14 protein-coding genes are annotated in these 14,965 nt (G+C 41.9%); 3 read left to right on the forward strand and 11 right to left on the reverse strand.

The window, feature by feature from the left end; genetic code table 11:
* Window positions 1-61: 61 nt before the first annotated feature.
* From LRL21_RS32655 to LRL21_RS32690, 8 genes are all read right to left on the reverse strand, one after another.
* The gene (locus LRL21_RS32655) at window positions 62-514 is read right to left on the reverse strand and encodes a VOC family protein (protein ID WP_240419982.1); all 453 of its coding nucleotides are present in this window, start codon (window positions 512-514) and stop codon (window positions 62-64) included.
* A 389-nt stretch (window positions 515-903) separates the two neighbouring features.
* Window positions 904-1,344 (reverse strand): NUDIX hydrolase, encoded by a 441-nt coding sequence (locus tag LRL21_RS32660; protein ID WP_240419983.1) that lies wholly within the window; start codon window positions 1,342-1,344, stop codon window positions 904-906.
* Between the two features lie 64 nt (window positions 1,345-1,408).
* Window positions 1,409-1,975, reverse strand: a complete 567-nt coding sequence (locus LRL21_RS32665; RefSeq protein ID WP_240419984.1) for a histidine phosphatase family protein — start codon at window positions 1,973-1,975, stop codon at window positions 1,409-1,411.
* Between the two features lie 170 nt (window positions 1,976-2,145).
* Window positions 2,146-3,429, reverse strand: a complete 1,284-nt coding sequence (locus LRL21_RS32670) for an anthrax toxin lethal factor-related metalloendopeptidase (RefSeq protein WP_240419985.1) — start codon at window positions 3,427-3,429, stop codon at window positions 2,146-2,148.
* 406 nt (window positions 3,430-3,835) lie between these two features.
* Window positions 3,836-4,093 (reverse strand): S-layer homology domain-containing protein, encoded by a 258-nt coding sequence (locus LRL21_RS32675; RefSeq protein ID WP_240419986.1) that lies wholly within the window; start codon window positions 4,091-4,093, stop codon window positions 3,836-3,838.
* 84 nt (window positions 4,094-4,177) lie between these two features.
* The gene (locus tag LRL21_RS32680; protein ID WP_240419988.1) at window positions 4,178-4,420 is read right to left on the reverse strand and encodes a hypothetical protein; all 243 of its coding nucleotides are present in this window, start codon (window positions 4,418-4,420) and stop codon (window positions 4,178-4,180) included.
* A gap of 402 nt (window positions 4,421-4,822) precedes the next feature.
* On the reverse strand, window positions 4,823-6,886 hold the full coding sequence (locus LRL21_RS32685; RefSeq protein WP_240419989.1) for an alpha-amylase family protein: 2,064 nt from the start codon (window positions 6,884-6,886) through the stop codon (window positions 4,823-4,825).
* A 201-nt stretch (window positions 6,887-7,087) separates the two neighbouring features.
* On the reverse strand, window positions 7,088-7,813 hold the full coding sequence (locus LRL21_RS32690; protein ID WP_240419991.1) for a helix-turn-helix domain-containing protein: 726 nt from the start codon (window positions 7,811-7,813) through the stop codon (window positions 7,088-7,090).
* Window positions 7,814-8,538: 725 nt separating this feature from the next.
* Here LRL21_RS32690 and LRL21_RS32695 point away from each other — a divergent pair.
* Window positions 8,539-9,405 (forward strand): hypothetical protein, encoded by an 867-nt coding sequence (locus LRL21_RS32695; RefSeq protein WP_240419992.1) that lies wholly within the window; start codon window positions 8,539-8,541, stop codon window positions 9,403-9,405.
* A gap of 233 nt (window positions 9,406-9,638) precedes the next feature.
* Here the strand turns inward: LRL21_RS32695 and LRL21_RS32700 are convergent, their stop codons facing one another.
* Both LRL21_RS32700 and LRL21_RS32705 read right to left on the reverse strand, forming a co-directional pair.
* Window positions 9,639-10,460 carry a glycoside hydrolase family 43 protein gene (locus LRL21_RS32700; RefSeq protein ID WP_240419994.1) on the reverse strand — a complete coding sequence of 274 codons (822 nt, stop codon included), beginning with the start codon at window positions 10,458-10,460 and terminating at the stop codon, window positions 9,639-9,641.
* A 1,216-nt stretch (window positions 10,461-11,676) separates the two neighbouring features.
* Entirely contained in the window at window positions 11,677-13,029 is a 1,353-nt protein-coding gene (locus tag LRL21_RS32705; RefSeq protein WP_240419996.1) for a hypothetical protein, read from the reverse strand.
* 458 nt (window positions 13,030-13,487) lie between these two features.
* Between LRL21_RS32705 and LRL21_RS32710 the strand changes: the two genes are divergently transcribed.
* On the forward strand, window positions 13,488-13,724 hold the full coding sequence (locus tag LRL21_RS32710) for a hypothetical protein (RefSeq protein ID WP_240419997.1): 237 nt from the start codon (window positions 13,488-13,490) through the stop codon (window positions 13,722-13,724).
* A 108-nt stretch (window positions 13,725-13,832) separates the two neighbouring features.
* Window positions 13,833-14,228 carry a hypothetical protein gene (locus LRL21_RS32715; protein WP_240419999.1) on the forward strand — a complete coding sequence of 132 codons (396 nt, stop codon included), beginning with the start codon at window positions 13,833-13,835 and terminating at the stop codon, window positions 14,226-14,228.
* A 207-nt stretch (window positions 14,229-14,435) separates the two neighbouring features.
* On the opposite strand, the gene LRL21_RS32720 is transcribed toward LRL21_RS32715, so the two are convergent.
* The gene (locus LRL21_RS32720) at window positions 14,436-14,609 is read right to left on the reverse strand and encodes a hypothetical protein (RefSeq protein ID WP_240420000.1); all 174 of its coding nucleotides are present in this window, start codon (window positions 14,607-14,609) and stop codon (window positions 14,436-14,438) included.
* Between the last annotated feature and the right edge of the window lie 356 nt (window positions 14,610-14,965).

A 14,965-nucleotide genomic window follows, 5' to 3' on the forward strand; every position in this document is an offset into this window, starting at 1 on the left:
TAAGGCAGCTTGCTGCCGGCCGCGATGCGGTTAGTCGGTGCGGACGTGCCCCGGCAGTCACTTATTTATTACGGAGTTGTTCCGCCAAACCGATTAGAAGTCCTTCATTTCCACGAATGTAGCAGAGCCGATATGAGTCCTCGTACTGAACCACTTCGCCAACAAGCTGAGCACCATGCTTAGTGAGTCTGGATACCATTTCGTCAATGTCTTCAACAGTGAACATGACGCGTAGATAACCGAGGGCATTTACGGGAGCAGTTCGGTGATCTGATATAGTAGGTGGGGTGAGAAATCGCGAAAGTTCAATTCGGCCGTGGCCATCTGGGGTAACCATCATAGCAATCTCTACACACTGTGAACCCAGTCCGGTTACGCGACCAGCCCATTCACCTTCGACAGTAGCTCGCCCTTCGAGCTTCAAGCCTATCTCCTCGAAGAAAGAGATTGCGTCATCAAGGGATTCTACAACGATGCCAACATTGTCCATTCTTAGTAATTTGTTATTTGCCATAGTTTTATCTCCTTGTGTGTACAAATTTATAACCTTATCATCTTCATATTTATTCTATCAAGAATTACTAATTCCTCCCAAACGATTAACATCTTGTCACAGTTCATGATAGCAAAGATAAATCACAGTATAGTAAAATGTGAAATTTGGTTTTCGGATATGTCCTATTAACTTTTATTGTTCGAAATTCAATTCGTAATTACCGTAATAAGATCGTTTTTAAGTAATAAAATTACGTAAATACGCTTTTCTAATCGGAGTTACGATATTATCTCCTGCTTATTATTTTTGATCATTAAACTAACCAGCCCGTTACTTTAATAAACAAAAAAAGAGCTGCCCAAAGCAAGCCCCTCGACTATAGTTCTTCGTTACTTCAACAAACTGTATTAAGAATTGTGATTAATAGTTCCTCTGAGTACATATGGTGCTATTGATTTACCAATTATTAATCCCTTTAACTCACTTGGTATATGTATGTATTCTTCTGCTCTTTGAGGTTTCATCCAAGTAACTTCCTCAATTTCTTCTGGAAATGAGATATTTATTTCTCCACCAATTACATTCCCTCTAAAGGTAAAGAAAATTGTATGATGTTCCCTATCTACAAAAAACGCTTCACTTACACTGAAAATACCATTTAATTCAACCTCTAAGCCCGTTTCTTCTTTTACCTCACGAATAGCAGCTTCTTCAAGTGTTTCTCCCCGTTCTACTGTTCCACCAGGAAGTGTATAGTAAGAAGATTTCATACTCTTGTTTTTGACCATCAATACATTCTCCCCTTGTTCATCAAAGAGAAGCACGTAGGCAACATCTACTCTTTTCATTCAATAAATCCCCTCTTCGAAGCGAATTACCAACTATTCGTTATTTTATTTGAACTATCCAGTTCTAATCATTCCACATTCTTGTTACTTCTTCTAATTCTAAGTCCTCGAATTGCATTTTATAGATATCTGGTTTCTTTAATTGATTCAAAAACTCCAAGCCAAAAGCTGGATCAAAATGATTCATCATCAAAGTCATTACAAGACCGTGAGTCCCGATTGCTATTTTCTTCCCTCTGTGCTCTTTTAATATGGGTTCTAGAACTGAGATTGCTCTTTTCTGACAATCAGCATTAGACTCTCCATCCGACAAGGTATAATTAGGGTCATTAAAACTCTCTCTGATACCAGACATTAACTCTGCATTTTCAATCATATAAGATGCAAAATGACGTTCTCTAAGATCTTCAAATACTTTAATATCTAACTTTAAGTGTTCGGCCAATCTCTCAACACTAAGAATTGCTCGAGTATAAGGACTTGATATAATCATGTCTATTCCTTCACCTATAAGTAACTTCGTTACTTCTTCAATATCGATCTTTCCTTTTGGGGTAAGCCCTCTTGTTCTCTCATTTCCTTCATTGTATGGTGATTCTCCATGCCTAACCATATAGATAATTGTCTTCATTCAGGCCTCCTTTAGATGCTTTCATTAAATATCACACTGTGATTTTACATAACGTTATGTTCACAAAGTTTATAAAATTATCCATTTTCATACATTAATTGCCAAGGAATACACTTGCCATCATTTACAGCTTGAGCCATGAACTGTACTTGTTTGAGCGTTCCCGCAGCTTACCCATCCGAAAGATCGTTTTTGCCGCCAAGCTTGCTGATTAGGTCCTGAATAAATTTAAACGTTAGAGGGGCTTTATTTTTGAGTTCCTTTTTCGATTGATCATTAAAATGATACATGGCGAAAGCTTCAGCAAAGTATTCTTCGGGGTTATTTGTAAAGTAAGGATTCTGTCCAAAAACCTTTGTCACTTCCTTCTTCCAAATTTTCTTGAAATCATCCGATTTGGAAACATTTTTAAACACATAAGTATCGATTGCATGGGATGTTTCATGGAGCTCTAGATTAATTGCATTATGACCGTGATGAATGCCAGGACTACTATATCCAATACGAACGACCACAGGGAATCCACCAGACCCAGGAATATCATCCCATGTTTTGCCGGTACCCTCCCACCCTCTTGGCTGAATCCCCTTCAAATTTTGAAGTTCTGGCTCATTGGTTATAGGGCCGTTTACAAGTTTAATCTTTTCTTGGCTATTGTTTAGAGCCTTCAGAACATCTATTCCAAAACGAGAAATACGTTCCACCATTTGAGCAGCTTCATTTGTATCATAATTATCTTTTGGATATATGATAATGTTTTTTAAGATTTCAGCTATCATTGAAAGATCAGCTGTTTTTACTTTATCTTGTTCAACATTTGTCGCGCTGCCGGTTGTAGGTTTACCCGCTGTATTGTTTTTAACAGGAGTAGTCGCCGTATCAGCAGCTCCTTTTTCTGTAGCTTGGCCTCTTGTATCTTTTACTTTGTCGGCGGCTTCTTTACCAGCTGAATTGTCACCGCTCACTTTTTCAATGGGGGTGTCGGCATTAGGTTGGATGGTATTGTTAGCGTTTGGTTTTGCGTTACTGCTTATCATGACAGTTTGGGTCGTGTTGTCCCAATTCACCTTCGCGTTCAAAGCCTCTCCAACGAATCGAAGAGGAATCATGGTATATCCATTAACTAACTGCGGAGCTACTTCTAAGGTGACCTGATTTCCGTTCACTTTTGCCTTAGTGGATCCTATCGACAGTTGAAGCTCTATATCGTTTTTCCTTGCATTGACCGTTCTTGTGCTATCATCCCATGAAACTGTAGCACCCAGTACTTCGAATATTGCTCGCATTGGAACAAAAGTCAGATTTTCAATAAGGGTTGGTGCTTGTTCATAGTTTTGAGTCTTGCCATCGATAACAACTGTAATTTTATTCTCAGCAGCGTGTGTAGTAGAAGGATTCTGGATGACAAAACTAAAAGCAGCAGCCATCAGTATTATTCGTATAGTTTTTTTCATGTTGTCCTTGTCCTCTATTCTAATCATGATTTTTGGTTTTTGGTGCCTTCGATGTGATTTTAAGCTCGTCTTTATATATCGGAATTTGAGTGCTGGATCTTAATCTCTACTTCAGTCTAACTTTTTTTTATAAAAAAGACCACTCCTTGAGAGACCACTGCAAAAGTTCAATTTTTACAGAACAACAAAACAGTCAGCAAAAAACAAGCCTCTAGAATCGCTTCTAAGGCTCGTTTCGCGTTAATGGAGACATATTAGTCCCCAAAAAATCTTTTTTTGAAATTCTCGACTTTTGCAGCAGTCTCCCTTGAGCGCCTGATTTTATTAGCAAATACAAGCAAGTGAAGCGATACAAAAGTAATCATTGCGTTATACTTATTCTTCTTTGACAAAGAAATACTCCCCTTTAAGTAACCGCGACTCCTTCCACTACCTCATACTTAGCAGCAATGTTTACAACCGAGCTAAACCAATTGTCCTGAGTAAAATCATAGAAAATTTGTTCTGCAGGCTCTTCCTGTAAATTAAGCGCACAAAAAACCATCGGCGTAATCTCTGCCCTTGTTACCTGTTTTTCAGGTTCAAATAACGAATCTGTCTGACCGTTTACTATGTTTAAAGTAAGTAAACTTTCGATGCAATCTAAGCGCAGTGCAATTTCCATCTACAAGGCTTAAACCCTGCCACGTCAAATTCATCGGCACGGCCGATTTGATAAAATCCACCTACATTAACGACGTAAAAGTACTTACAGATACTCCCGAGCAATTTTGATTAAAAGAAGGATCGTCACCGCCTCAGTTAAAACGAGTAATGCTATACAAGCGGAAATACACGGAAAAGAAAATAAGAAATCGAAACCTTCAACAACACCAAATACCATCCAAACTACAGTTAATAAAAACCAAGCTCCAGTCAAAGAAAACAATAATACCGATATTAATTTGCCGATTGCCGACCCAAAAAAGAACCATTCAAGTTTATCAAACACAGCTTTCCCTCCAAGTTCGTATGCAGAAAGACTTAGTCTGGCATGCCGACACCTATGTCGACAGCAGTCCATAAGAACCTCTTCGATCTGGGTTAGCTAGTCGTATGGTTGCCGCTTGGAGAGTTGGAGGCGTGGAGCCGTAACCGATGACTGTTGTGAAAGCGAATATGAGTTAATCTGCAAAACATAATGCCAAAAATTTTTAGCCTGTGGCTTGCAATTTGCAGTTCGTGAGTGCAGAAATGGATAGCATGTTTATCATTTTTGACAGACTGTAACAGTTCTACTAAGAATACCTTCCAAAAAGTATCTGGCCCATTGCTCGATCATCCATATTTCTGTAAGGATGGGTTTAGTAAGAAGGCCTTATAACTAAAGAACGGCTTTCTGTCCTTCCTTGTCCTAAGGTATCAACTCAACGCGAACCATATCCCATACACCTAACTCTGCAAGCTTTACCTTTAAAATGCCGTTGCTGACTTCGTAGGAAACAACTTGACCCGATATGCGGGCTGAAACATCTTTTACCTGCTGATTGGACTCCAACTTCAACGAAAATTTGATGTTATGGCAAGGGATGTTCTCCTTAAGCGGCCGCTGTCCAACTCCATTGACGAAATGCAGCAAATAGAGGTTGTCTTTCTTAAAGGCGCTAATCTGAACACCATGGGGGGCATCAACTTCCAATTGTTTCTTTTCCCCCAGCATGATGTCAATATAGGCTCCGATTAATAAACAGAAGTCGTCGATCCCATATTCTTTAAACAATCGCCCAGGCTCATAGGGTAGGTACATGACCTTCCCATTTTTGAATTTACTTATCAAACATAAGGGAACCTGCGTCTGGGCAGCCGGCAGACTGGCTCGCTCCGGCGGCGCACCAACAGAATCCGCAGGGGCAAAAGGGGGAACCCAGGTTGCATAGATCTCAACATCCGATTTCGGAACACATAACCCTATTCTACCACGAAGCGGAACGAGGTTAGTTTCCCCGAGTTTGGTACGCAGAACGTTGCCCGCGGGCTCAATACGCTGATAAGTTGCCACCATTTGCTCGCTGCAGACTACTTGCCCTTCGACTCCGAGCAGGTGGAGGATGGGACTGAGTTCAGTCCCGGAAGTGCCTTCGACAACCAAATGACCGCCTCCGGCCACATATTCCTCAAACAGTCTGCCTGCCTCTTCAGGAAAAGCGAAACCTTTAGGAATGACTACAACAGGATATCGTTTCATTTTCTCAAGGTCAAACTGATAATGTGTCATCATATCGAATTCAATATGGTTGCTGAGAAGTCCGTCAGCCCAGCCCTGGACGTATGTCCCGTCGTCACAGAGCAGCAGCACTTGTGATACGCACTTTGCCTCATCCATATCATCTTCTACCTTTTTGATCATCCGGTTGAGCCGGGTAACGCCATCGAGGATTCGTTTGTCTTCAATTGTATCGCAAAATCCCGTAAGAGTGGACCAGTGCGCCCCGCCGTTTGCCTTAACCTGCGCGGACCAATAGAGGAATTCTGGCACCGGTAACCCTACATGCCGCCAATCCATCCCCGGGCAGGTATGGATAATACCGATAGGAGAAGGCAGCTCCTCTATAGTCCGTCCCATCTTCATGCGAATAGCTGGCTCACTCCATTCAGGGAGGTTCTTTTGTCCCAGAGAAAGCACGTCCTGCGCTTCGGTACAAAGCATGTTCCCCGTTTTACTTCGCTCATTGATATTATCTGCTGGCAAGGTCATGTTGGATCCTAAATCAAGCTTAAAAGGAAAATAATAGCGTGTAAAAAGCTTGTCTGGAGCTTTTGTGCGCATCAGATCCCAATATTTCTGCGTACACTCAGTGTTGCAGGAGGCTAACCAATCAGACTCAAAATCAGAAGCTTGTTCCGGAATTTGTTTTCCATATTTCTTTAGGTATTTTTCTTGGCACACTCCACACCAACACGGCGTAGAGTAGCCGCCATTCCAAAAAATTCCGTCAACGTCGTTGTAGTTGTCCAATATTTCGTTAATAACAGCGAGGCCTACTTCCTCATTTTGAAAACCGTTATTTATGCAGGTAAGGTATAGCCTCCGCCACAGACCGGGACGGTCATTGCCCCGTGAAATGAGGGATCCGTCCGGTTTGCGTGCAAACCATTGAGGGTTCTGATGATAGATATAATCCTCGGCCATTGCAAAATCAAATCTGGCAATCACCTTGATATTCCGAGCATGGCATGCATCCAAAATTTCACGCAAAATATCCCTTCCGTCCGGCATATATTCATTGACATGATGGAACTTCACTTTGCTTGGATACCATGCCGCAATGCCGCCGGCGTTAATCGTAATTACATTGGCGCCCATCTCTTCCGATTCGCACGCGATTTTTTCCGCGTCCATCAAGGGGGCGTCCTTCAATTGCAGGTTAAACTGTATGATGCGAAGCGGCATTTGCCACCATAACCTTTGTGAGATCATCTCAATCACCTCTCTGAAATTGATTTTAAACAATTCTTAAACGTTATCAATCAATCGATTGTATATTTATTCTAGCATCATCAATTTGAAAACATTTATATAAAACCGTACTTACTTTATGGATTCATATGTTATTTTTCAATAAAAAGGATCAGGAAGCGGATACGTTCTAAGTGTCCTACTCCCAGGACACGTTTGCCCTTATCTAACGGCACCTCTGTTTTCGAAAGAAGCCGAACTTATTTGGATTTTATATTCTCTGGGTGTGCGTCCGGTATACTTCTTGAATAATGTCGAGAAATGACTGACATGCTTAAAAGATAACATGGTCGCTACATCGTTGATTGAATAAGAAGGGCAATAAGAAAACAGGAGCTGAGCTTCTTTAATCTTTTGCTTATGGATAAACGTCGAGAGGTTAATGCCGGTATCAGAATAAAACAGATTCGACAAGTAATCGGGACTTATTTGCTGTTGGACGGCAATATTTTTTACTTTCAGTTCATCAAAAATATGCTGTTGGATGTAGCGGATACATCTCTCCACGTGAAGAGAATAAGCATGGTTCTCCGCCTCTTTGATGATCCGGATAAACAATTGTATTGCATTGTCGAGATAATCGATTAGTTTGATGCGGTCGGTCACTCTGCTAATATCCGCTATTATTACTTCACCTAACGAGAAGGCTTGTTCACTATTTACATTACAATTAATGGAAATTCGTATGGCGGTATCAATTATGCGAATTGCATTGGCGCGGTCATTGAATATAGCCTCCTGCTTAGACATACGGTCCGGTAGAGGAGATATTTTATACTTGTTCATTACAACCCGCATTAAATTGATATCCCTCTTCTCCAGGGATAATTTAATTAACTTCTCCAGCTCATAATACTGGTGGATATATCCGCTTTGCTTGCGTTCCATAGCACGTTTAAACCAATCGTTCTGATTCACAGTAATCACCCTTTGCCTGATCTGCTATTCAATGTCTCTCTTTGATGCCCCGATGGTCCGGAAATCGAACCCAGAGCTGATGGTGATGCTTTTATGCAAACGAATCTGCGCCTCTATTTGACACCGCCGTATTGTATCCCGTAGCACCTCGATTGCATGGTCAACGTAGCTCGCGCCGACTATCTCTCTAAAGTTATTTTGAATGAGACGAATGTTGTCGCTCTCCCACCAGTTCATTAGAACATTTCTGTTGACGTCCTCTTCCTTCCCAATTATAGCAAGCCCCCAGAATGGCAGTATACAGACAAAATTTGCGTTTATATCGATGCGACCGGGAGTGTGATCGTAGCCAGCGCGTCTTCTAGAAGGAAAAAATGATATTCCTGAAACAATTGCATAGTGCTGACCCGTAGAACTCATTCATTTAGAGTAATTCAAGACTCAGCAAGAAGCCTACGTGTGAACTTTTTGAAAACATCGAATTCTACTACAACCGCAATGACGGCGATATACCGGAAGAACGCATTCTGGTTCACGATTGGATTCAACATTTACAGAGATTAATACGATACCTGAGTCTATTAAATTAAAGGAAATCTAAACAACAAAGGAAGTATACACCAAATTTATGTCGAAATTTGTAATTATCTCCTCGATACTACCCGAGAACTAAAAGTCAATTTTCTGAAAGCAAGGTGAATGTTATCAAATTACGTCATGTAATAAAGGATGCTGGATTAGGTACTCACGGAGGCCCAAGAAAACAACAAGGGCACCCTCATTCGATACCATCAACCAATGACATGGTAATGCAACTGCAGCGTACGATAGGCAATAAGGCTCTTACTCAACTCATGCGGTCGGTAAAGCCTCAATCAACTGGAAAAGTGATTCAACGTGCTATTGACCCCGATTTAGTCGAAAAACAAAAGGAGATCTTAGAGATTCCAAAAGACGTTAAGGTAAGAATATTAGAACTTCCCAAAAAATCTAAACCAACGGAAGAGATCAAAACTTTAAACGATATACATAAGTTTAATATAGATGATCTCAATGAGTTTCCAATAGGAAAAGTACTGTTTCCTGATAATTATGAAAAGTTCAGCACGGGCAAGGATAAGGATGAGGAATGGCTGAATTCGCCTATGTCAGATCATATGGACCTTTATGGAGGGGCTGCTTATAATCATAGGTATAATTTGGTTACTATAATTGAAGGAAAGGGACCAAGAGATTTACTTCATGAAATAGGACACTTTAAGCAAAACAGTCAGGGCTTCAATGCGACTAATGTAGATACAACGATTCTAGAATATCATAATGTCATTTTAAATGAGAATTTATTTGAAGGTGATCCCAGATTAAGTTATTCAAAACCATCATTTATTAAATCTACTGATAAATCGTGGAAGGACCTCCGTGAGGATTTTGCTGAACCTGAGAAGAATTCAGCCCTTCTTGATGAAATTGAGATGGCGCTGACTAAAGAGAAATATGAGGCACATGCGGAGCTGATTAAAAAAAACCTGGTTAACGAATATTTCGGTAAAAAAACAAAATAATCATTCGGAGACAAATAAATAATGTTCAGTTACACCCCCTCTTCACTCTTAAATAGGTGAAAGGGGGCGCCTGAGCGCAAATCTTCAGCAACATGACAGTATTTGGAGATATCAGGCCCTGCAGTTGTAGATACTTCTGCAGCTTCTCCGCAAGCGGCAAGGGTGCGACAGGCGCAACGACTCCACGGCTCTTTCCTTCAAAAAGGAAAGAGCCGTGGAGTCCAGCCGCTGGATTATCTGGTGAAGACTGCCCCGTGACGCACTCCTTTGGGAAGTGATACTTCTTCGCTTACGTTCTGCCATGTCTTCAGATCATAGGATCGGTATGCCCCATAGTAGTGGTCCTGGAAACCGTCAACCAGCATCATCCACTCCGTTGCGCCGTCCCGTTCGATCGCATAGAGCGTTGGTCCTTCGGTGAGCGGTGCCGTGAGCAGTCCGGATGTATCATGGAACTCCGGACGATCACTGCCGTCCTTGGCGAACAGGCAGGATCGGATCGCCTTGAAATCAGTGCCAGGCTCATTCACCCCGCGCTCATCCTTGAAGAGCATAAGATAAGACTCGCCAAGATCCGCAACGCAGGCATCGATCACATTGTAGCCGGGATCAAAGAACAGTGACGCCTCGGAGAACTTTTCAAAATCAGTTGTTGTGACCGACCAGATCCGATGATTGCGCGGTCCTTCGCCGACGGTGGAAGACCAGATTACTCGGTATGCCTCAGCCCCTTCATCGTAGAACACCTCCGGTGCCCATGTGTTTTGGGTCTGTGGGAGATGCTCCATCACCGGGATCAGCTTCGCGCCCTTCCAATTCAAAAGATCTGTGGATCGCGCGTAACCGATACTACGGCTCCGCCAGCCGTCGGTCCAGACGAGGTGATAAATACCGTCACCTCCTCGGATAATAAATGGATCACGCATTTGGGTTGTGCCGACGGAAGACCCAAAGATGGCTTTGCCCCCATTCCACTCTTGCCACTGGTAGCCGTCCTCGCTGCAGGCGAGATACAGCTTCTCGTCATCTTCTTTAAAATAACTGAATACAAACATGTGCATCATTCCTTCCCGTTACTAGAGAGATTTTAACACAGGATACAATCAAAAATCAGCCTTAAAAAGATAGACATTTTGTGCTGCTACCCGTGCCCTCATTTATCTCAACCTCAAAAAGGATTGAGAACTCCTTCCGATCTAAAGGTGAACAGTGCAATTTTTTCCACACTTATAGCAAAAAAGAAGCTATTTTATAGTTATGAAAGCTTTTTTGTTCGTGTCTTCGGGTAATTCACTATTCATATGTTTACTCCGTCGGGAATGTAAATGATGTTGACTTCCGACATCAGGTGTTCACGAACCTTCTCACAAACCCGGGGTGCCTGTCTTTTTTGACACATACCTTGCCTTATCCGCGTGCGTAATGAGTAAATCCGCTGAATTGCCATGTTTATTTTAAAATCAAGAGATAAAAGTGCTCTCTCTTTTTACATATTCGTTGATAATGATCTCAATTAACGGTTAATGATACACGTTCTTGTCCCAAATCGGCAAACGATATAGGTTACAGTAGTCTTTGATTTCTTAATTGTCGCATAAGTGAGGTTTTGTGTCTGCATACAATCAATTATTTAAGTGGGCTCTTTTGAGAGTATTTTTATATTTTTGTTTGTGCGTGGTTCACCAAAAGCCCATATTCCTGATTCGCTTTTTTTCATTAAAATTGAAATATTGATTCGTAATATTGAGAAGGTTCAAAGATACGTAAGCATTTCCATCAATTAATTTCTTCTCAATAGAACTATAAGAGAACCCATAATCCATTTTTATTCTAAAAGTATCGTTAACACTTACACCTAAAACTGATTTGGACTTATCATCCCATGTAATTTGAAATCCAAGGTGCTCCATGAGTGGACGCAATTGAAATAAGGGACCAGAATTATTAAGAAAAACAGGTTGTAAAAGTTCAGTAAATTCTACATTATTTACATATATCTTTATATTGGGATTTGGTTTTTCATCTGCTAATAATATAGGTTGTCCGGCAATGCTCGCTACCCTCCACCCATTAGCATTTGCTTCTAACTGTCTGATTTAAACCACGTAAAGCGACGTCGGTTCACTGGGACCTTGCTACTATCTCTCATTTTAGACCTTGCTTCTCTCTGATAACTTCCATTATAAATGCAAATGACCCGGAAGGTGGCACTTTTTTTAAAAGTGTCTATCTTCCGGGTCACAGTTCAAACAACCGTGCTGTGAGCTTTTTTTATCTTTGAGGATGATTCGTTTCCTGCTCACTAATAAACGTGTCAATATTTTTATTAGCAATGCCTTCCTTGTCTAGCAATTCCTTTAAACGCTGCCTATGAAGTTCGCCGAGACCGTATAACAAGTACCCTTCATTTTTTGCTTTTTTAATATGCTGGAACATCGAGAAATCTCTTGCCTTCTCTGCCTTCATCATCGGTGATTCCTTGTCCTCACTGTAATCCTTACTCGCAAGATGCCATTTGTCTTCGAAAGAGGCTTTGTCTTTCTCAGGCGCAGACTCCTGCTCTTGTTGTATCTTGTCTTCAGCATAGGCTGTCAGATCTCGATAAAAGGTTTTGAACAATGCACTGCTGCCTTCTTTCCTCATCTCTGTCGTGACTGCGACATCTGAGCTTTCCTGCGATGAAATTGCAGCAGCGGTTTGATCCCACATCTCCTTATGAAGCATATAAGTTTGAAAGAGATTGGATTCTTCGTCTGCACTTGAAGCAAAATGAATACCCATTACCAAATAATTTAATTCCACAGTAGATCCTTGAATCTGATAGTTTTTTTCATCCACACTAAGTCCACTTAATGCTCTTAATATTTTGGGAAAAAAGCTCTCAGCCCTGTGACTTCTTTCTCCCTCGGCCCCTTTAAACTTTTGATTAATGACTTCGTCCCGTGCTCGCATATCATTCGTTAATTCGGGGTTACTTGCTGCCTCCGCTGGATATTCAGTAAAGCCTTCATGCATATATTTATCGGTACCTACTGCTGCTGTGATATCTGAAAGATTAACTGCCGCATGCTCTTCACCAAGCACAAGCAGCTTATTAGGGAGACGAACCCAAGTGCCCTTCTTTCTAACATAACCCACTTTTTCAGTTGATTTACCCGCATACTGTTTCATCTCATCTTTACTATTAAAATATCGGGATGGAAAATCATTCAACATGTTACTAACATTTCGCTCACCCTCACCTACACTACCGTGACTGGTTTTCGTTTTGTTCCTGAAACCACTGAATACTCTATTTTTGATGTACACTTTTCTTTGTATAGAAGGAGTTGAGGCTGATTGATTTATTGGCTGCTGTATCGGCGTCTCTTTCGGTGTCTCCGATTTTTCAGCAGACCTGCTGGCATTTTGCTTGAAAAGCTCACCAACAGCACGATTGCCAATCGTACGCTGCAGCTGTAACAATTGATTTGAATTCATCGAATTTACGTTCATCGGTCGTTGTACGATTGCATCAGCAGATAATTGAAGACCACGCGACTGCATTTCAACCGTTTCCGGTGAGTTCGTATCAGCAGTTTTAGTGGAATCGTTAGGTATCTTGGCTTGATGATTAATATGCATATGTACCTCTTTCAATTAAATTGATGATATTCATAAGAACCAGACAGCTTACGCTCCGGAAACACCGTTCTTAATAGCTTCATTGTAAAACAGTTCATATATCTTAACAAGAACTTTTCTCTTCCTCCATCATTTAGTCCTATTCATGCTATTGAAGCCTCGAAAGAATCGGCTCAAGAGATTGTGGCTCCGTTAGAGAATACAACAAATACCCTCCAATCTACGAGAAGGTGTTAGTGATTGTCGACCTCCCATGGCTCCGTATATATTCAGCAAGAGAATACTTGACCCTTCATTAAATTCATTACGAGATACAATTCTTCTAAATTGCTCCCGAGCCACTGCCCATTATTCCCGGAAGTGGTTCTGCTTGCCCTTGTTTATGAATCTACAAGACGGTGTCCAAACCATTCTGGGTTGGAAGAAGTCCGCGAGGAAACACCTTCCATGTCGTTCAGATGATTGAGCAGAGCTTCGATGCCGCGAAAAGTTTCGGTCAAGCGCTGTTGCTTTGGGATCGATATTTCTTGTCGGTTCCTGCCTTGGAACGGCTGAATACGTGCCACCTCGCTTCCGAAACCCGCATGCACCTAGTGACCAAAGCCAAATCGAACGTGGTCGCCTACCAACGTCCCCCTGCAAAAAAAGCCGGGACGGGGCCGACCGCCGAAAAAAGGCCAGACGGTCAAATGTAGGTGCTGTTCGCGACTCGCGCTGCCGATTTTCAAACCACAACCCTTCAGCTGTACGGCAAAGAAGAGACCGTTCAGTTTCTGTGCCTGGATCTGCTTTGAGGCCAGGGCTTGTATCAGGAATTACGCTTTGTGCTGGTGGTGCATGAGGGCCGCTGCTCCATTTTGGTCAGTACGGATTTGAGCCTGGCGGCCCCAGACATCATCCGTTTGTACGGCTATCGCTTCAAAATTGAGTGTACGTTTCGGGAAATGAAGCAGGTCACCCATGCCTTCGGCTACCGCTTCTGGAGCAAGTCCATACCAAAGCTGAATCGGTTTTTGAAAAAAGAGGAAGCTCATCCGCTAGAAACCGTAAAAAACGAACAGGACCGGCAGCGCATCCAGAAAACGATCCAAGCGATCGAGGGATTCGTCATGTGCCAGTGCATTTCGATGGGACTGCTGCAGTTGATTGCCTTCCGTTTTTCAGCCCAGACATCGGGGTTGTTTTTCCGCTATCTGTGAACGCCCTCCCATGCTGTGGCCTCAGAGGCCACCGTTGCCGTTTATTTATGTAAGTCTATTTTTCGCCTGTTTGCTCAAAATCCTCACTTGTCCATAACGAAAATAATTAAATCTAAGCGTATGCGGGGAATCAAAGCATCATTATCGCCCTAGACGATCTCCCTGTTAATTCCCCCTTCGCGGAAAGAATAATTGGACACTGAATAATTAGTTCCAGTTTTTCCCGCTTAGGCTGAAAAAAACTAAATTAAAATGGGATTGCGGCTGCACCTCTTCCAGACTGCTGCCGACTATGCCGAGTCCCGGTCTCTCTTCGCCGTCAATCCAAAGCCGGTAGGCACTTCCTATCGATTGGATAAATAAGGACTTGTTCCTACCCAAGTCGGAAGCAGGCACATGCAAGATCAGCCGGTATGTACCGAAGCCATGGCCAGAATGAGCCGGCTCGTCCGCTGCGTCATTTTCCCAGGAAGACGTCTGCAGAGCATAGAAGAAACTTTTGTCTGTCGGAATGTCGAATAATTGTCTAAAAACCGAACTTTAGACCGAATTTATATAGATTTTATATAATTTTAATATAGTTTAATAGGAATAAAGACCTAAATTTTTATCCTATTTCGTTTGCTAACGTGCTATAATAAATCTCGTATGCTGGAGAGGGAGGAAACAAGTACAGAGAACATTTACAAACTCGTAGTACAGAAGTATGAAAGATTGACATCTTGAGATTAATTTTA

Origin of the sequence: Paenibacillus periandrae (assembly GCF_022458865.1) — a bacterium.
Lineage (GTDB): Bacteria > Bacillota > Bacilli > Paenibacillales > NBRC-103111 > Paenibacillus_S > Paenibacillus_S periandrae.

Bases quoted from the DNA above. Each gene is read 5' to 3' on its own strand.
- LRL21_RS32710 (WP_240419997.1), top strand. From the start codon at position 13,488: ATGATTGAGCAGAGCTTCGATGCCGCGAAAAGTTTCGGTCAAGCGCTG.
- LRL21_RS32660 (WP_240419983.1), bottom strand. From the start codon at position 1,344: ATGAAAAGAGTAGATGTTGCCTACGTGCTTCTCTTTGATGAACAAGGG.
- LRL21_RS32685 (WP_240419989.1), bottom strand. From the start codon at position 6,886: ATGATCTCACAAAGGTTATGGTGGCAAATGCCGCTTCGCATCATACAG.
- LRL21_RS32670 (WP_240419985.1), bottom strand. From the start codon at position 3,429: ATGAAAAAAACTATACGAATAATACTGATGGCTGCTGCTTTTAGTTTT.
- LRL21_RS32655 (WP_240419982.1), bottom strand. From the start codon at position 514: ATGGCAAATAACAAATTACTAAGAATGGACAATGTTGGCATCGTTGTA.
- LRL21_RS32690 (WP_240419991.1), bottom strand. From the start codon at position 7,813: ATGGAACGCAAGCAAAGCGGATATATCCACCAGTATTATGAGCTGGAG.
- LRL21_RS32665 (WP_240419984.1), bottom strand. From the start codon at position 1,975: ATGAAGACAATTATCTATATGGTTAGGCATGGAGAATCACCATACAAT.
- LRL21_RS32675 (WP_240419986.1), bottom strand. From the start codon at position 4,093: ATGGAAATTGCACTGCGCTTAGATTGCATCGAAAGTTTACTTACTTTA.
- LRL21_RS32700 (WP_240419994.1), bottom strand. From the start codon at position 10,460: ATGTTTGTATTCAGTTATTTTAAAGAAGATGACGAGAAGCTGTATCTC.
- LRL21_RS32705 (WP_240419996.1), bottom strand. From the start codon at position 13,029: ATGCATATTAATCATCAAGCCAAGATACCTAACGATTCCACTAAAACT.